Source organism: Pantoea sp. B623 (assembly GCF_024814475.1).
Classification (GTDB): domain Bacteria; phylum Pseudomonadota; class Gammaproteobacteria; order Enterobacterales; family Enterobacteriaceae; genus Pantoea; species Pantoea ananatis.
The window spans coordinates 142215-159371 of record NZ_JANUXM010000004.1; the positions used below are offsets into that span (position 1 = coordinate 142215).

Below are 17157 nucleotides of genomic sequence, written 5' to 3' on the forward strand. Positions count from 1 at the left end.
GCTAGCCTTAGGGAACAAAAAAGGGAGCATCATGACCAACAGCACCTCCGCACCACGCCGTCGCCACTGGATTCTCTTTGCCTGTATGCTTGCCATGTTTATGGCTGCTATTGAAGTCACGATTGTGGCGACCGCAATGCCCACCATTGTGGCCGATCTCGGCGGTTTTTCGCAGTTTGGCTGGGTTTTCTCTGTCTATCTCCTTACCCAGGCGGTGAGCGTGCCGCTCTATGGCAGGCTGGCGGACCTGTGGGGCCGCAAAAAAATGCTGTTTCTGGGCATCGCGATCTTCCTTACCGGGTCGGTGCTCTGCGGTTTCGCCCACACGATGCTCTGGCTGATTGTCTTCCGGGCATTTCAGGGGCTAGGGGCGGGCGCGATCATGCCGCTGAGCTCCACCATCGTGGCAGACATCTATTCCCCCCGGGAACGCGCCAGCGTGCAGGGCTGGTTGTCCAGCGTCTGGGGCGTTGCGGCGATTGTCGGTCCGCTGTCCGGTGCCTGGCTGGTCCAGCACTTTAGCTGGTCCGTCATCTTCTGGGTCAACGTACCGATCGGCATCGTCAGCATGCTGATGCTGGCAGCCTTGCTGCCTGCCTATACGCAGACACAACCCTCCCAGTCTTTGAATCTGACCGGGAGCGGCTGGCTCACGCTGTGTATCAGCGCCGTTCTGATTGCGCTGCTGCAGGCGGAACAGCTTGGCTACTGGCTGCTGCTGTTCTTAGCCATTGGCCTGGTGGCTGGCTGGCAGTTAACCCGTCATGAGCAGCGCACCCGCTCGCCGCTGTTCCCGCTCAGCCTGTGGAAAAGCCCACTGATTATCGCGGGCAATCTCGGCAACTTCATCATTGGTGCAACCATGATGGGCGTCAGCGCTTTTCTACCGACCTGGATTCAGGGCGTAACCGGCGGATCGCCGCTTCAGGCCGGAACTGCGCTGGCCATGATGTCTGTTGGCTGGCCGCTGGCCAGTACGCTAAGTGGCCGTCTGATGCTGTTGAACTCCTACCGTTTTACCGCGCAGCTGGGCGCACTGTTATTAATCGGCGGCAGCGCCTTGCTACTGCTGTTGCACACAGAAAGCACGCTGTTCCAGGCGGGATTCACCGCCTTTGTCATCGGAACCGGCATGGGAATGACCAGCACGACATTTCTGGTATCTGTCCAGAATCATGCCGACTTTAACGTGCAAGGCATTTGTACAGCGTCGGTCATGTTTAGCCGTATGATTGGATCGGCGCTGGGGACAGCGGTGATGGGCGCGGTGCTTAACCTGAACCTGCAATGGCGGTTGCCCCATGCGCAGGATCCGGTTCAGCAAATCATGTCGCAGGAAACGCGCGACCGCCTGGCACCGGACGTGCTTCAGCCAATGCTGCAGGCAATAGCCGCATCGCTACATTGGGTCTTTATTGTGGCACTGGTCATTGCGTTCCTCACCCTGTGGGTGGCGTGGAAGATGCCGCGTCAGCAGCCGCAACAAACGGAATAGTGCGCTGAAACCTCAGGCGTGATGGTCAGAGAAGGGCCAGCAAAAGGCAGGAAAAGGCAGGAAAAGGCAGGAAAAGGCAGGAAAAGACAGGGCGACATCATCGTCGCCCTGAACATTATTGTGTAGCGGAGTCTTGTGAGCTGCCTGCGCTGTCGGGCACGGAGGCGCCCTCATCACGGCCCAGCTTTTTATAAACAATTTTCTGTGTGTCGTTATCGCAATGGCCGACGACCTGACCGCCAGCCTGATCAACCTGATCGTTGGCGACCACATCCAGGCTAAAGCCTGATTCAGGCACGCCGTTTTGAATGATTTTCTGGCTGATATCCGCTTTTACAGATTCGCAGGATGCCTGAGCCAGCAGGGGGAAGGCTAAAAACGTCGCTGTCAGTAATGCACTCTTGATCTTCATAACCCTTTCCTTTTGTCATGCGTCAGTCATTACTATAGCCGAAATTTACGGCAATACCGGGCGGCCCGTGCGGCGGTCTAAGCAGCGCAGCGTATTGGGTTCCCAATAGGCATTCAGATTAGCGCTCTGTTCACATTTGTCGCGCGTGTCGAATGCGCGATCGGCTTTATCGAATTCTTTCTCAACCCGGCTGTTCACTTTGTTGCGCAGCATGTGCGTATCATTCCACTGCTCTTTACTCTGACGTGCCGCTTCGTTGCTCAATGCGCTGCTGCCGTTTTCAATAATCACGTGTTCGGTGTTCGCACTGACACGCATCGCGGTGGCAGAAAGCAGGGCCACCATCAGAACCGGAACCAATTTTTTCATCGTAATATCCTTCGGTTAACACTGTTTTACTCTTGGGTAAAACTATTGCATCAAATGAGAATAGTATACCATTGCCGATTACTTGCTCACCAGTTGTGTGCATGTTGTTTACCTGTCAGAGAGATTATTGTGCTGCTTAAAACCACGCTGCTGTTTTTTATCACCGCGCTGGCGGAAATCATCGGCTGTTTTCTGCCGTGGCTGTGGCTAAAGAAGGGGGCGTCCATGTGGCTGTTGTTGCCTGCCGCATTGAGCCTCGGGTTATTTGTCTGGTTGCTGACCTTACATCCTGCGGCCAGCGGCCGGGTTTACGCGGCGTACGGCGGCGTCTATGTGCTGACGGCCATGCTTTGGCTGCGCGTGGTCGAAGGTGTCAAGCTGAGCGCATGGGACTGGAGTGGTGCGCTGATTGCGCTGAGCGGCATGCTGATTATCGTAGCGGGATGGGGCAAAGCGTAAAAGCCAGCCTTTGCGGCTGGCTTATCGGTCAGGGTTTATGCACTTTCAACCCTGCCAGCGTCTGGCTGACAGGCATCATCTCAAGCGTATTGATGTTGACGTGTTTCGGCAGCGTGGCCACCCAGTAAACGGCTTCGGTAACGTCTTCAGGCGTCAGGGCCGTGGCGCCCTCGTAGACCTGTTCGGCCTTGCCATCGTCCCCTTTAAAGCGCACGTTAGAAAACTCCGTGCCGCCGACCAGGCCCGGCTCAATATCGGTCACACGCAGGGCCGTACCGTGTAAATCGGTGCGTAAGTTAAGGCTGAACTGGCGCACAAAGGCTTTGGTGGCGCCATAAACGTTGCCCCCGGCATAAGGCCAGCTGCCGGCAATCGAACCAATGTTGATAATGTGACCGACGTTACGCTCTACCATGGCAGGCAAAACCGCGCGCGTCATATAGACCAGCCCTTTGGTATTGGTGTCGATCATATTTTCCCAGTCGTTCACATCTGCCCGGTGCGCGGGTTCGATGCCCAACGCCAGACCGGCGTTATTCACCAGGACATCAATATTGCGCCACTCGGCAGGCAGCTGTGTGATAGCCTCTTCAATCGATGCCCGGTTACGCACATCTAACTGTACGGTATACAGATTCTCACCCAACTCCGTTTTCAGCGCCTTCAGGCGTTCAGCACGACGTCCACTGGCAATCACCTTGTGACCTGTTTCGATGAATCGGCGGGTAATGCTTTGGCCAAAACCGGCTGTGGCTCCCGTAACAAAAATAATCATCTCACTTTTCCCTCTTCCAGTTTCGTGATGTCTCCTCACCTTATCACGGCATTTTAGCCTGTGTCCGCTGAATTCCGTGGGGAGGCGCTTTTGCGCGCTTTTAGCGCACGCTGCCCCGAAATCGTGCAGAGAACAGGGCAGCAAGGTAACGTGGCAGGGGGCATTTTTACTGGCAACCGATTGCGTTAGATGAGCAACCGATTGCGTGGCGATTTTATCGGCGAAAGCGTTGCGCAACAGGATTATTGACATAAGTTGATGATAATAAAGTAATTTATCAGTCGCTAATCTGGCATGCGTCTTGCAGAGTGTTTAAAGAGAGTACGAGATGAACAGGGCGACAACATCAGGCGCCCGGTAAGAGGAAACGATATGTCTACATGCCAGGACACGGCGATTCGTGCCAGTTTTTTTGATTTTGCCGCGGTGGCGAACGAGCCTGAGGCTATTCTGTCTCAGGCGCGTTATATCGAAGATGGTCTGCTCATTCTGCGAGAGGGCCGCGTAGTCGGTTTGCACCCCTGGTGTGATGTCAGCAGCAGTCAGGCAGCAGAGCGCGTTATCGATCTGCGCGGTAAGCTGATCCTGCCGGGTTTTGTCGACTGCCACATTCATTACCCGCAAACAGAAATGATCGGCGCCTATGGTGAGCAGCTTCTCGAATGGCTGAATCAGTATACGTTTCCGGTTGAGAGGCAGTACCGCTGTGCCGAGCATGCCGCGCAAATGTCAGCGTTTTTTCTCCATCAGCTACTGGCTAACGGCACCACCAGTGCGTTGGTTTTTGGCACGGTGCATCCGCAGTCGGTAGAGGCGCTTTTTAGCGCGGCCGAAGCGCTTGAGATGCGCATCATCGCCGGTAAAGTCATGATGGATCGCAATGCGCCTGATTACCTCACCGAAACGCCGGAGGAAAGCTATCAACATTCCCGCGATCTGATTGAGCGCTGGCACGGCCGCGGCCGACTGAGCTATGCCCTGACGCCGCGTTTTGCGCCCACCTCGTCACCCGACCTGTTAAAGAAAGTGCAGGCGCTGCGCACGGCTTACCCGGATGTCTGGCTCCACACACACCTCAGCGAAAACCCACAGGAAGTTGCCTGGGTCAACGCGCTGTTTCCCGAACGCAATGGCTATCTGGACGTTTACCACCACTATCAGCTGACCGGCCGGCGAAGCGTCTTTGCACACTGCCTGCATCTGGAAAATCATGAATGGCAGTGTCTGCACGATACGGATTCCGCCATTGCCTTTTGCCCGACCTCAAACCTGTTTTTGGGGAGCGGCCTGTTTAATATCAAGCGCAGCTGGCAGCAGGGCATCAAAGTGGGCATCGGCACCGATGTTGGCGCCGGAACCACCTTTAATATGCTGCAAACGCTGGGCGAGGCTTACAAGGTCGGCCAGTTACAGCAATACAGGCTGAGTGCTGCAGAAGCCTTTTACCATGCCACGCTGGGCGGGGCCCGTGCGCTGGATCTTGACCAGCACATCGGTAATTTTGCACCAGGTAAAGAAGCTGACTTTGTCGTGCTGGATCCCGCCGTATCGGCGCTGCAAAAGCTGCGTATGGGGAACTGCAAGGATATCTGGGAAAAACTGTTCGTCTTGATGACGCTGGGTGATGACAGAAACATCGTAGAGACGTGGGTTAACGGCCGACCGGTCTGGCAATCCACCACAAAGGAGAATGCCGCATGATTCAGTTTCTGCTTAACGACCAGCTCGTCACAGAAGAACGTATCGATCCCAATCTGACGGTACTCTCTTATCTGCGCACGCATCAGCGTCGCTGTGGCACCAAGGAGGGCTGTGCGTCCGGCGACTGCGGTGCCTGCAGCGTCACACTGGGGAGCGTGGTGGACGGCAGGTTGCACTATCAGACCGTTAACAGCTGCCTGATGCTGGTCAGTGGATTACAGGGCAGGCAGCTCATCACCGTCGAAGATTTACGTGAGGTGAAAACCCTGCATCCGGCTCAGCAGGCGATGGTGGACTGTCATGGCTCGCAGTGTGGCTTCTGCACGCCGGGCTTTGTGATGTCATTGTTCAGTCTGCAAAAAAATCACAGCGACTGGGACCGGCAGCAGGCAGAGCATGCGCTGGCCGGCAACCTGTGTCGCTGCACCGGTTATCGTTCCATTATGGCGGCGGCCGAACAGTTGGTGACGCGGGCACAGCCGGACAGCTTTGATCGCTGTGAGCAGGGCGTGGTTGAGCGCCTGCGCGCGCTGGAGAATCAGGAGGTCCGGGTAATTCAGGACAAAGGCCGTCACTGTTACCTTCCCACCACCGTCGCGCAGCTCGCTGCACTCTGTGTCGCGCACCCCGATGCCGCGTTACTGGCGGGCGGCACGGACCTGAGCCTGCTGATTACCCAACGCTACCAGGGCATTCCAGTGATGATTGCGCTGGGGCAGGTGGATGCACTGAAACACTGTTATGAGGACGACGCATCCTATCACTTAGGCGCCGCCGCCTCGCTCGACCAGATCGCAGCGTTTATGGCGACGCGCATTCCGGGAGTGACGGAGATGCTGACGCGTTTTGCCTCGCTGCAAATTCGCCAGCTTGGCACACTGGGCGGTAACCTTGCTAATGCTTCCCCGATTGGCGATGCATCGCCAACGCTGCTGGCATTAAACGCCTCTCTGCTGCTGCAGAAGGGCGACACGCAACGCACTTTGCCACTCAGCGCGTTTTTTACCGGCTACCGGCAGACCGTGCTGCAACCCGGTGAGTTTATCCATACCATTATTATTCCAAAAGTGACGGTGTCACCTGATTTTGTTGCCTGGAAGGTCTCGAAACGGCTGGATGACGACATTTCAGCCGTGTTTGCCGCTTTCAATATCCAAACCGATAGCGGCATTGTGACAGCGGCACACATTGCCTTTGGCGGGATGGCGGCAACGCCGGTGCGCGCCACAGGCTGTGAGCAGGCCATGATTGGATCGGCCTTAACCGCACAAACGATAGCCACGGCCTGTCAGGCGCTGGAAGAGACCTTTGAGCCGCTCAGCGACTTTCGCGCCAGCGCCGGTTATCGCCTGCAGGTGGCGAGCAACCTGCTGCGCCGTTACTTTTACCGTCTCAACGGATTGTCCCTGACTGAGGTAAGCCGCTATGTCCCATAATCGTCCGGCTCTGCCCGATTCAGCATTACCCATTGCTCATGCGCGCGACATCAGCAGCGGCGTGGGGCGCAGCAATAAGCATGAAAGCGCCGATAAACACGTGTCCGGCGAGGCGATATATATCGATGACAAAGCGGAGCAGCCCGGTCTGCTGCATCTCTGTCCTCGCCTGAGCGATCATGCCCATGCCCGTATCACTCACGTTGATGTCCAGCCGTGCTACGACGTCCCCGGCGTCGTCCGCGTCCTCACCTGGCAGGACGTGCCCGGCGTCAACGATGTCGGCCCGCTGCAGCCCGGCGACCCGCTGCTGGCTCAGGACTGCGTCGAATATGTTGGGCAAATTATTATTGCCGTGCTCGCCGACTCGCCGGATGCGGCCCGACAGGGCGCGATGGCGGCGGTGATCGAGTATGAGGTATTGCCCGCGCTGCTGGATGTAGAACAGGCACTGTTGCAGGGCAGTTTTGTGCAGGAGCCCCATATCCACCAGCGCGGTGACGTCGAGGCGGCGCTGGCCCGTGCGCCGCACCGCATACAGGGCGCGTTTCATATTGGCGGGCAGGAACACTTCTATCTGGAAACCCAAACGGCCATGGTGATCCCGGGTGAGGACGACGCGCTGCAGGTGTTCTGCTCCACGCAAAACCCCACGGAGGTCCAAAAGCTGGTGGCAGAGGTCATGGGCATCAGCATGAACAAGGTCACGATTGATATGCGCCGAATGGGTGGCGGTTTTGGCGGTAAAGAAACCCAGGCGGCGGGCGTGGCCTGCCTGTGCGCCGTCGCGGCAGGCCTGACCGGCCGGGCGGTTAAAATGCGCCTGGCCCGACGCGATGACATGCGGATAACCGGCAAGCGACATCCTTTTTACGTGCGCTATGATGTGGGCGTTGAAGACGATGGCCGGTTGTGTGGGGTGAAAATCGATCTTGCCGGTAACTGCGGCTACTCGCTCGATCTGAGCGGATCGATAGTGGATCGGGCCATGTTTCATGCCGATAACGCCTACTATCTCGGTGATGCGCGTATCACCGGCTACCGCTGTCGCACCAATACCGCGTCAAATACCGCTTTTCGCGGCTTTGGCGGGCCGCAGGGCATGGTGGCGATTGAGCAGATTATGGATCACATCGCCCGCGAGCGCGGTCTGGATCCGCTTACGCTGCGAAAACGCAACTACTACGGCAAGAACGAACGCAATATCACCCATTACCATCAGCAGGTGAAAGACAACCTGCTGGATGAGATTACGGCGCAACTGCAAACCAGCAGTGACTATGATGCGCGCCGCGCGGCGATCGCAGCCTTCAATGCCAGCAGTCCCGTACTGAAACGTGGACTGGCGCTGACGCCGGTTAAATTTGGCATTTCATTTACCTCCAGCTTCCTCAATCAGGCCGGAGCGCTGATTCTGATCTATACCGACGGCACGGTGCAGCTCAACCACGGCGGAACGGAAATGGGTCAGGGGCTTAACACCAAGGTGGCACAGATTGTGGCGCAGGTGCTGCAAATCGAGGTCGATCGTATTCAGATCACCGCCACCGATACCGGGAAAGTCCCTAACACTTCGCCCACGGCGGCCTCCAGTGGCACAGATCTCAACGGCAAAGCGGCACAAAATGCCGCCGAGATATTGCGTGAGCGCATGACAACCATGCTGTGTACGCTGCACGGATGCGGGCCAGAGGCGGTGATGTTCAGTAACGGTATCGTCCGGGCTGCCGAGCACTATTACACCTTCGCCCAGGTCGCGCAGCTTGCCTGGCTGAATCAGGTACCGCTATCGGCGACGGGCTATTATCGCGTCCCCGGCATCCATTACGACCGTCAGGCCGGTCGCGGCGAACCTTTTTACTACTTCGCCTATGGCGCGGCCTGTTGTGAAGTCATTGTGGACACGCTGACGGGCGAATACCGGCTGCTGCGGGCGGATATTCTGCACGACGTGGGCGCGTCTCTGAATCCGGCCATCGATATTGGCCAGGTAGAGGGCGGCTTTGTCCAGGGGCTGGGCTGGCTGACCTGTGAGGAACTGGTCTGGAATGACAAGGGCCAGTTGATGACCGACGGCCCCGCCAGCTACAAAATTCCGGCGATTGCTGACGTACCGGCCGATATGCGGGTTACGCTGGTGGAAAACCGCAAAAATCCGCAGGACACGGTGTTTCATTCCAAAGCCGTGGGTGAACCGCCGTTTATGCTGGGGATAGCCGCCTGGTGTGCGTTACAGGATGCGGTAGCCAGCGTCGCCGATTATCGTCTGCATCCCGCGCTGGACGCGCCCGCTACGCCGGAGCGAGTATTCTGGGGCGTCCAGCGCATGGCGGGAGGCACCCATGATTTATCATGACTGGATAGCAATTTTGCACGACCTGCGCCAGAAGCGGCAACACTGCGTGCTGGTCACCGTGTTGCGCGATCGGGGTTCAGTCCCGCGTGACGGCGGCGCGAAGATGGTGGTGACGGCCAACGAAAGTTTTCTGACCATCGGTGGCGGCCATCTTGAGTTTCAGTGCATTGCGCAGGCGCGCGCGCTGTTGGAAAGTGGAGAGCGTCGTCCTCATACCGAAGACTACAGCCTGGGCGCCCGGTTAGGCCAGTGCTGCGGCGGGATGACCACCATTCTGTTTGAACCGTTGATGCAGGCGCAGCCGGAAATCCTGGTTTTTGGCGCGGGCCACGTCGGGCAGGCGCTGGTCAGCCTGCTGGCTACGTTACCCTGTCACGTTAACTGGATTGACGGTCGGGACAATCAGTTTGCCTCTGTGCCACCCGGCGTCAGCGTGCAACAGCCCGACGATCCCCTGGACTGCGTGGCCGCGGCGGCGGCGGGGAGCTATTATATTGTGATGACGCACCATCATCCGCTGGATCTTGCGCTGTGTGAGGCTATTCTGCGGCGCGGTGATTTCCGCTACGTGGGCGTGATCGGTTCGCAAACGAAAAGTCAGCGTTTTCGCTACCGGCTGGAAGGCAAAGGCATTGCCGAAGACCGGCTGGCGCGGTTACGCTGCCCCATGGGCCTGCCCGATGTAAAAGGGAAACTGCCTGCCGAAATCGCCGTTGCGATTGCCGGGGAAATCATTGCGGTGTATCAGCAACAACGCGGTCAGGTTGTTCTGTAAGAGGCAACCTGCCACTATGAGACTCTGTGTTGTTCACCAGGAGCGCCTATGAACGCCCGTCAAAATCCTTTTTTTAACGTCAGCAGCTTGCCTTATCACACGCCACCTTTTGATCAGATTCAGGAAACCGACTTTCTGCCCGCGCTTCAGGCCGGAATGGAAGAAAAGCGCCAGGAAGTTCTGGCCATCGCCACCAATCCGGAAGCGGCAACCTTTTTGAATACCTGCGAGGCCCTGGAGAAAAGCGGTCAACTGTTGACCCGTGTGAGCCTGGTGTTCAATGCCATGACCTCCGCCCACACCAGCCCCTATTTACAGCAGGTTGACGAGGATATTGCGCCACAGCTTACCGCGCTTAACGACGAAATAATGTTGAACCGGCCGCTGTTTTCACGCATCGACCAGGTCTATTTGCAGCGCAACCCGCTTGATGCTGAATCGAAACGCCTGGTCGAGGTGCTGTGGCAGCGCTTTCAACTGGCGGGTGCCAACCTGCCGGAAACACAGAAGCAGCAGTTAAAGGCGCTGAATCAGGAGGCTGCACGACTAAGTACGCAGTTTACTAATAAGCTGCTTGCTGCAACCAAGGCGGGCGGTTTAGTGGTCAATGACGTGCAGCAGCTAGCGGGGTTGAGCCCGTCCGATCTGGCCGTTGCTCAAGCGGCGGCGGCGGCACGAGGCCTGGAGAATGCCTGGCTGCTGGTGCTGCAAAACACCACGCAGCAGCCTGCGCTGCAGTCTCTGGAAGATCGCCCGACGCGCCAGGCGCTGTTCCAGGCCGCCATGACGCGCAGTGAGAAAAATGATGACAACGACACGCGAGCGTTAGTGCTGCGCCTGGCACAGGTGCGGGCAGAGCAGGCGAAGCTATTAGGATTTGCCAGCTTTGCCGCCTGGCAGCTACAGGATCAGATGGCGAAAACCCCCGATGCCGCCTTTGCGTTTATGCGCAATATCGTTCCTGCGGCCCGTGCGCGGGCCGAGCGGGAAGCCACGGCCATTCAGCAAACCATCGACAGCCAGCAGGGGAATTTTACCCTTGGCGCGTGGGACTGGAACTTTTACGCGGAGCAGGTTCGGCGGGCGCAGTACGATCTCGATGAAAGCCAGATTAAACCCTATTTCGAACTGAACAGCGTGCTGGAAAAGGGCGTATTCTGGGCCGCGACTCAACTTTATGGCATCCAGTTTACCCAACGTCACGACCTGCCGGTTTATCACCCCGATGTCCAGGTGTACGAAATCTTTGATACCGACGGCAGCGGAATGGCGCTGTTCTATACCGATTTTTTCAAGCGCGACAGCAAAGGCGGCGGCGCATGGATGAGCAACTTTGTTAACCAGTCCACGCTGCTGGACGAGAAACCGGTGATTTACAACGTCTGTAATTACACCAAACCCGCCAACGGCGAGCCTGCACTGCTGAGCTGGGATGACGTAATTACGCTGTTCCATGAGTTTGGCCATACGTTGCATGGCTTGTTTGCCAGCCAGCGCTATCCCAGCCTCTCCGGCACGGAAACGCCACGTGATTTTGTTGAGTTTCCATCGCAGATCAACGAGCACTGGGCCAGTGAGCCACAGGTGTTTCGTCATTTCGCCCGTCATTATCAGACCGGGGAGGCCATGCCAGCGGCCCTGCATGAAAAAATCATCAGAGCAGGCAAGTTCAATAAAGGTTATGAGATGACCGAGCTGCTGGCGGCCGCGTTACTGGATCTCCACTGGCATAGCCTGGAGGGGAAAACCCCGGTGCAGTCGGTCGACGCGTTCGAACAGCAGGCTTTACGCAGCGATGATATTGATCTGGCCGCCGTACCACCGCGCTACCGTTCCAGCTATTTTCAGCATATCTGGGGCGGGGGGTATTCTGCCGGCTATTATGCCTATATCTGGACCCAGATGTTGGCAGACGATGGCTACCAGTGGTTTGTCGAACACGGCGGATTAACCCGGGAAAATGGCGACATCTTTCGGCAAAAAATCCTGTCGCGGGGCAACAGCAGCGATCTTAAAGCGTTGTATGAGTCCTGGCGCGGCGGGGCGCCTCAACTGGAGCCGATGCTAAAAAATCGCGGCTTAGCCGAATAAGCGAAAGGGCGGTGATACCGCCCTTTTTGACTATCCCAGCGGTCCGCCTTCAATGGTTTCGCACAGTCCCGCCAGCACCCGTTCACCCGTTTCCGTTTTCAGCGACTGATACCATGCCGATGTCAGATGGGGATCTTTAGCATGCGTGATGTCGCAGCGTTTACGCGCTTTCAACACCAGATCCTTAACGCGTTCAACGCGGCGCATCTGGTAACGTAACAGCGCATCCTCAATGCCAAGCGAATGTGCAGACAATGCAGAGGCCAGTACAATCCCGTCTTCCATTGCCGCGCAACCGCCCTGACCAATATCCGGCGTGGTGCTGTGTGCTGCGTCGCCCAGTAAGACCACCCGGCCTTTTACAAAGCGGTGAAAAGGCTCGATGTCGTGAATCTCCACGCGGTTAGTGGTTTCCACATCAATTGCCGCGATGAGCTTCTGAACCGGTTCAGACCAGCCGCTGAAGTAGTGCTGCAAATCGTGCCGCATCGTTGATCGATCCTGCTCCAGCCCGGCGGGCAGCGGCACATCGAAAAAGAAGTAGAAGCGGTTGCCGCTGACCGGCATGAGAGAGACGCGTTTACCCTCGCCCACAAAGGTTGTCCATTGATCGGCAGGCGCGATGGACTCATCAACGCTAACCAGGCCGTTCCAGTTCACATAGCCTGCGTAGCGACGGGGCAGTTTTTCCCCCAGTACGTAATCACGAATAACCGAATGCGTTCCATCGGCCGCAACCAGAAAGTCACCCTGGGCCTGACTGTTATCTTCGAAGGTCGCGATCACGCCGCTGGCATATTGCTCCACCTGCACGATACGCTTGCCAAAATTCACCCGATGGCGGCCGTAAGCATCCAGCAGCATGGCCTGAAGCTCGGCGCGGGCAATGGGATAGGGAAACTCGCCCACCTGCTGCACCAGGGGGGAAAGGCTGAAACGGGTGAGGGTTTCACCCGAAAAGGCCTCTTTATAGGCCATATAGGCCATGTTGCCGCCGAGGGCACGCACTTTTTCTTTCAGTCCCAATGCATTAAGGCATTTCACCCCGTTAGGCCAGACGGAAATGGCCGCACCAACGGGACGTATCGTTTTGACCGCCTCAAAAACCTCAGTGTCGAAACCTGCCTGTTCCAGAGCCAGCGCGGCGGTCATGCCACCCATCCCGCCACCAATGACGATCGCTTTCATATGTTATCTCCTGTGCACATATCAGTTATTTGCAACTTTTGTACCAGAAGCGCGACGCGCGGAGTGCGCGTCTGAATGGGGGCATGAAGGGTGAAAATGGCGCAGATGCACGGTCGCTGTGCAACAGGTTGCACCTGTCGGGTGCAGAGAAATCTGTAAACCACAGTAATCACATGTTTTTAAGATGTTACCTATGATCTGTTTCATATTCAGCGTGATATAGATCACGTTCGCACTCACTACGACTTCGGAACCCTTCATGAAAATCGGCATAAGTAATAATCACTATCCGGAGCAGCGCAATATTTTGGTCAATCCGGAAAACGACTACATTAACCTGAAAAAACGTAACGTTTTCTATTTCCTCAATCCGCTGCGTACGCGTTTACTGAAAAAAAATAAACGTTTCGTCTTCTTACCTGTCCCGTTTGCAATGGGGCAGAAGCCCGACATACTCCATCTGTTCAATGAAGTGGCAATAACGCAAATGAACTGGGTCGCGACGTTTGAAACCGAGCTGCCGCGCGTTCTGCCGGTAGCAGGCGTGGCCAAACACGACAATCCAGAGCTGAAACAGCTGATCCCTTATTTGCTGAAAGATAACTGTTTCGGTCTGATTGCTATTTCAGAGGCGACGCTGCACATCCAGATGAAGCTGTTTAAACCGGATGTGGCGGCAAAAATTCGGGCTAAAACGCTGGTGATGCATCCGCCACAAACGCTGTTTACCCCGCAGAAAAGCGCACGTCACAGCGACAAAATCCGTCTGGTCTTTGTCGGCAATGAGTTTTATCGCAAGGGCGGGGCCGAAATTGTGCTGGCGCTGAGTGAGCTTGTCGAAGCGGGTCAGATCGATGCATCCCAGCTTGACGTGCAGCTTATCGGCGATTTGACTAAGCGTCATAACGTGGCACACCGTAAATTCCAGGACGACGAGGCTTTTTACCGAAATATCCAGGATCGTATCTCCCGCCTGAGCTTCGTCACCCATCATGCGCAGATGGCAAACTCGGCACTCCTGAAACTGTTCCAGAACAGTGATCTCGGTTTGTTACCGACCTGGCAGGAAACCTACGGGTTTTCCGTGCTGGAGATGCAGGCGAGCGGCTGTCCGGTGTTAACCAGTAATGTGCGTGCTCTGCCGGAAATCAACCCGGCCAGCGCAGGCTGGACGATCGGCGGCGAGCTGAATGACGATCGTGAATATCAGGTCAACAGCGAAGCCGATAAAGATCGCCTGCGCCGGGCGCTGATCGACGGCATAAAATCGACCCTGCTGGACATTCTGGCACACCCGGCCTGCCTGATGGAAAAGGGAGAAGGGTCAATTTTACGCATTAAACAGCAGCATGACCCGCGTCAGTACGGCGTCCGACTTAACGATATTTATCGTCGCGGCGTTGTGGAATGTGTTGAACATCCGCCCGCGCTCTCAATTTAACAAGATTTATCAGACGTTACGCGTCAGAGTTACCATACTTAACTGACGCGTATCTCTGGAGATCGGTTATGAAATGTCTTTTTGCTTTGCTGCTGTCCTGCCTGATGGCCAGCAGCGCACTGGCACAACCCGCACACAGCTTTCCGGCGCGCGCGCCGCTTCCTCAACTGATGCCCATCGCCGCAAAATGTGATCTCTCCAGCTGTCAGACTCGCTGTTATGTTGAGCAATCTCATTGTAATACGCGTAATTCCGGTGCCTGTAGTACCCAGGCGCAACTTTGCGTGCAATCATGCGCTGCTCAGTGTCATTGACGGCTCCCCGCCCTGGGCGAGGATTCCCACTTCACCGAGCCGAACCTAAGCCGCGTTAAGCGATTTGGAATTTACAGGCTCTCCGTGAGCTAACACTGCCTGCCCGGCAGCTTTTCTATTACGGGCCGCGTTAATGTCGCGATCATGGTCGCGCGCTTATATCTCCGCCCGATTGGGCGAAGTCTTACGCGCAAACTGATGAACTGTCACCTGAATGAGTGCTGATGAAAATATATTTTACTGCATTACTCGTCGCCCTTAGCGCCAGCAGCAGCGCGACGGATTTATCCTCACAGGAGATTGCCTCGCGGGTTAAGGACGTGATTACGCCATTAATGGCGGAGCAGGGGATTCCTGGCATGTCCGTCGCGGTCCTGTATAAAGGCCGCCCGCAGTACCTGAACTTTGGCGTAGCGGATACCGCAACCGATCGACGGGTGACGGAAAATACGCTGTTCGAACTTGGTTCCGTCAGCAAAACCTTTACCGGCGTACTGGCTGGCGTGATGATACGTAACAGCGAACTTCGCCTGAACGATCCGGTACAAAAGTACTGGCCCGCGCTAAAAGGCCCGCAGTGGCAGGCGATCAGGATGGTGCACCTCGCCACCTACAGCGCAGGTGGCATGCCGTTACAGCTTCCTGCCAGCGTGGTCGATCAGGATTCCTTACTCCGTTACGCGCAGCAGTGGCAGCCCGGTGTCGCGCCGGGCATTCAGCGGCAATATTCCAATGTCAGCCTCGGCCTGCTGGGTTATCTCATGGTAAAGGGCGAGTTTGAAGAAGCCATGCAGAAGAACGTCTTTACACCGTTGCGGCTCACGCGCACTTTTTATACCGTTCCCGCGTCCATGATGTTCGACTATGCGTGGGGCTATAAAGACGGTCAGCCCGTGCGCGTCTCTCCCGGAATGCTGTCGGCAGAAACCTATGGAGTGAAGTCCACCGCGCGCGACATGATGACCTTTATGCAGGCCAATGCGAATCCCAACGGGTTATCGTCCGGCAATACGGTCTTACGCAACGGCATACTCACCGCACAGTCGCACTATTTAACGGCAGGTCAACTTTCTCAGGGGCTGGGATGGGAAATCTATCCATGGCCGGTGAAGGAGCAAACGCTCATCGACGCCAGCGACACGAAAACCGCGCTGGAGGCTCAGCCTGCCACGCTGGTGAACCCGGTAAAACCCGCGGACCGCGCCAGCTGGATCCACAAAACCGGCTCCACAAACGGGTTTGGGGCCTACATTGCCTTTGTCCCTCAGCTCAACAGCGGCATCGTTATGCTGGCGAATAAAAACTATCCCAATCCGGAACGCATTAAGGCGGCCGTGGCGATTCTCGACGCGTTACAGTAATGCCGAAAAGCAGGCAAAAAAATGGCCGCGCAGTGCGGCCATGGCGTATTAAAAACGATTACAAGGTTCCGGTTCCCCCGTCAGAGCACCATACCTGCCCGGAGGCAAAGCTGCACTCGTCCGACGCAAGGGTGACGTAGAGTGGGGCAATCTCTACGGGTTGGCCGGGGCGGCCCAGCGGCGCGTCTGCGCCAAACTGTTCCACTTTCTCCTGCGGCTGACCGCCGCTCGGCTGCAGTGGCGTCCAGTACGGACCCGGTGCGACCGCGTTCACGCGAATCCCTTCCGGGCCGAGCTGTTTAGCCAGTGCTTTGGTAAAGGCGACGTTGCAGGCTTTAGTCTGCGCGTAGTCCAGCAGGATATCGCTGGGTTTAAAGGCCTGCACGGAAGAGGTGTTAATGATACAGGCCCCGCGCGGCAAATACGCCAGCGCGGCTTTCGTTACCCAGAATGGCGCATAGACATTGGTTTTAAAGGTGGCATCGAAATCTTCTGTGCTCAGCGTACGGATGGATTCATTAAACTGCTGACGTCCGGCGTTATTGACAAGAATATCCAGCCCGCCCAGCTTCTCGGCCGCTTCGTTAACCAGCGTCTGGCAAAAGGTTTCAGAACGCAGATCGCCGGGGATGGCCACAGCTTTGCGCCCTTCGGCTTCAATCAGTTTAATCACTTCAACCGCATCGGACTCTTCTTCCGGCAGATAGTTAATGGCCACATCTGCACCTTCACGCGCATAGGCGATTGCAACCGCACGGCCAATACCCGAGTCGCCGCCGGTGATCAGCGCTTTACGGCCGGTAAGGCGACCATGTCCACGATAGCTTTTTTCACCATGATCGGGAGCAGGATCCATTTCACTGGCTAATCCGGGTGCCTGCTGCGGCTGCTGCCTGAACGGCGGCTTCGGAAAGCGATCCGGGTCTTGAATGTGGTTATTTGACGTCGTCATAGTGAACTCCTTGAACAGGGTGGTCAGAGAGT

General features: G+C 56.5%; 14 protein-coding genes. 9 read left to right on the forward strand and 5 right to left on the reverse strand.

From position 1 onward, the window contains the following. The first annotated feature begins 31 nt into the window (after positions 1 to 31). Positions 32 to 1495 carry an MDR family MFS transporter gene (locus tag NXS97_RS02520; RefSeq protein WP_116219750.1) on the forward strand — a complete coding sequence of 488 codons (1464 nt, stop codon included), beginning with the start codon at positions 32 to 34 and terminating at the stop codon, positions 1493 to 1495. A 115-nt stretch (positions 1496 to 1610) separates the two neighbouring features. Here NXS97_RS02520 and NXS97_RS02525 read toward each other — a convergent pair whose 3' ends face one another. Beyond that, positions 1611 to 1907 (reverse strand): DUF1161 domain-containing protein, encoded by a 297-nt coding sequence (locus tag NXS97_RS02525; RefSeq protein WP_110015140.1) that lies wholly within the window; start codon positions 1905 to 1907, stop codon positions 1611 to 1613. A 45-nt stretch (positions 1908 to 1952) separates the two neighbouring features. After that, positions 1953 to 2276, reverse strand: a complete 324-nt coding sequence (locus NXS97_RS02530) for a DUF1283 family protein (protein ID WP_013025844.1) — start codon at positions 2274 to 2276, stop codon at positions 1953 to 1955. 132 nt (positions 2277 to 2408) lie between these two features. Here NXS97_RS02530 and NXS97_RS02535 point away from each other — a divergent pair, with 132 nt between their 5' ends. Continuing rightward, positions 2409 to 2735 carry a YnfA family protein gene (locus tag NXS97_RS02535; RefSeq protein WP_028715174.1) on the forward strand — a complete coding sequence of 109 codons (327 nt, stop codon included), beginning with the start codon at positions 2409 to 2411 and terminating at the stop codon, positions 2733 to 2735. 28 nt (positions 2736 to 2763) lie between these two features. On the opposite strand, the gene ydfG is transcribed toward NXS97_RS02535, so the two are convergent. Continuing rightward, positions 2764 to 3510: a bifunctional NADP-dependent 3-hydroxy acid dehydrogenase/3-hydroxypropionate dehydrogenase YdfG gene (ydfG, locus tag NXS97_RS02540; RefSeq protein WP_014605789.1), complete on the reverse strand. Its 747-nt coding sequence runs from the start codon at positions 3508 to 3510 to the stop codon at positions 2764 to 2766. Between the two features lie 372 nt (positions 3511 to 3882). Between ydfG and guaD the strand changes: the two genes are divergently transcribed. Genes guaD through dcp form a run of 5 tightly spaced genes read left to right on the forward strand, consistent with a single transcriptional unit; the run spans position 3883 to position 11869 of the window. Next, positions 3883 to 5211, forward strand: a complete 1329-nt coding sequence (gene guaD, locus NXS97_RS02545; RefSeq protein WP_024471971.1) for a guanine deaminase — start codon at positions 3883 to 3885, stop codon at positions 5209 to 5211. After that, positions 5208 to 6647: a xanthine dehydrogenase small subunit gene (xdhA, locus tag NXS97_RS02550; RefSeq protein WP_116219749.1), complete on the forward strand. Its 1440-nt coding sequence runs from the start codon at positions 5208 to 5210 to the stop codon at positions 6645 to 6647. Before guaD ends, xdhA begins: the two co-directional genes overlap by 4 nt. Then, on the forward strand, positions 6637 to 9003 hold the full coding sequence (gene xdhB, locus NXS97_RS02555) for a xanthine dehydrogenase molybdopterin binding subunit (RefSeq protein ID WP_014605792.1): 2367 nt from the start codon (positions 6637 to 6639) through the stop codon (positions 9001 to 9003). Before xdhA ends, xdhB begins: the two co-directional genes overlap by 11 nt. Further along, positions 8990 to 9778, forward strand: a complete 789-nt coding sequence (gene xdhC / locus NXS97_RS02560) for a xanthine dehydrogenase accessory protein XdhC (RefSeq protein ID WP_013025839.1) — start codon at positions 8990 to 8992, stop codon at positions 9776 to 9778. The genes xdhB and xdhC overlap by 14 nt, the downstream gene beginning before the upstream one ends. 48 nt (positions 9779 to 9826) lie before the next feature. Beyond that, positions 9827 to 11869, forward strand: coding sequence for a peptidyl-dipeptidase Dcp (gene dcp, locus NXS97_RS02565; protein WP_013025838.1), 2043 nt, complete (start codon positions 9827 to 9829; stop codon positions 11867 to 11869). A gap of 30 nt (positions 11870 to 11899) precedes the next feature. Here the strand turns inward: dcp and hpxO are convergent, their stop codons facing one another. After that, entirely contained in the window at positions 11900 to 13057 is a 1158-nt protein-coding gene (gene hpxO, locus NXS97_RS02570) for an FAD-dependent urate hydroxylase HpxO (protein WP_013025837.1), read from the reverse strand. Between the two features lie 259 nt (positions 13058 to 13316). Here hpxO and NXS97_RS02575 point away from each other — a divergent pair, with 259 nt between their 5' ends. Both NXS97_RS02575 and ampC read left to right on the forward strand, forming a co-directional pair. Next, positions 13317 to 14498, forward strand: a complete 1182-nt coding sequence (locus tag NXS97_RS02575; RefSeq protein WP_013025836.1) for a glycosyltransferase — start codon at positions 13317 to 13319, stop codon at positions 14496 to 14498. A gap of 532 nt (positions 14499 to 15030) precedes the next feature. Next, positions 15031 to 16173 carry a class C beta-lactamase gene (gene ampC / locus NXS97_RS02580; protein WP_370620509.1) on the forward strand — a complete coding sequence of 381 codons (1143 nt, stop codon included), beginning with the start codon at positions 15031 to 15033 and terminating at the stop codon, positions 16171 to 16173. Positions 16174 to 16231: 58 nt separating this feature from the next. Here the strand turns inward: ampC and NXS97_RS02585 are convergent, their stop codons facing one another. Further along, positions 16232 to 17125: an SDR family oxidoreductase gene (locus tag NXS97_RS02585; RefSeq protein ID WP_014593760.1), complete on the reverse strand. Its 894-nt coding sequence runs from the start codon at positions 17123 to 17125 to the stop codon at positions 16232 to 16234. Positions 17126 to 17157 lie beyond the last annotated feature (32 nt).

Bases quoted from the DNA above. Each gene is read 5' to 3' on its own strand.
- NXS97_RS02520 (WP_116219750.1), top strand. From the start codon at position 32: ATGACCAACAGCACCTCCGCACCACGCCGTCGCCACTGGATTCTCTTT.
- NXS97_RS02525 (WP_110015140.1), bottom strand. From the start codon at position 1,907: ATGAAGATCAAGAGTGCATTACTGACAGCGACGTTTTTAGCCTTCCCC.
- NXS97_RS02530 (WP_013025844.1), bottom strand. From the start codon at position 2,276: ATGAAAAAATTGGTTCCGGTTCTGATGGTGGCCCTGCTTTCTGCCACC.
- ydfG (WP_014605789.1), bottom strand. From the start codon at position 3,510: ATGATTATTTTTGTTACGGGAGCCACAGCCGGTTTTGGCCAAAGCATT.
- guaD (WP_024471971.1), top strand. From the start codon at position 3,883: ATGTCTACATGCCAGGACACGGCGATTCGTGCCAGTTTTTTTGATTTT.
- xdhA (WP_116219749.1), top strand. From the start codon at position 5,208: ATGATTCAGTTTCTGCTTAACGACCAGCTCGTCACAGAAGAACGTATC.
- xdhB (WP_014605792.1), top strand. From the start codon at position 6,637: ATGTCCCATAATCGTCCGGCTCTGCCCGATTCAGCATTACCCATTGCT.
- xdhC (WP_013025839.1), top strand. From the start codon at position 8,990: ATGATTTATCATGACTGGATAGCAATTTTGCACGACCTGCGCCAGAAG.
- dcp (WP_013025838.1), top strand. From the start codon at position 9,827: ATGAACGCCCGTCAAAATCCTTTTTTTAACGTCAGCAGCTTGCCTTAT.
- hpxO (WP_013025837.1), bottom strand. From the start codon at position 13,057: ATGAAAGCGATCGTCATTGGTGGCGGGATGGGTGGCATGACCGCCGCG.
- NXS97_RS02575 (WP_013025836.1), top strand. From the start codon at position 13,317: ATGAAAATCGGCATAAGTAATAATCACTATCCGGAGCAGCGCAATATT.
- NXS97_RS02585 (WP_014593760.1), bottom strand. From the start codon at position 17,125: ATGACGACGTCAAATAACCACATTCAAGACCCGGATCGCTTTCCGAAG.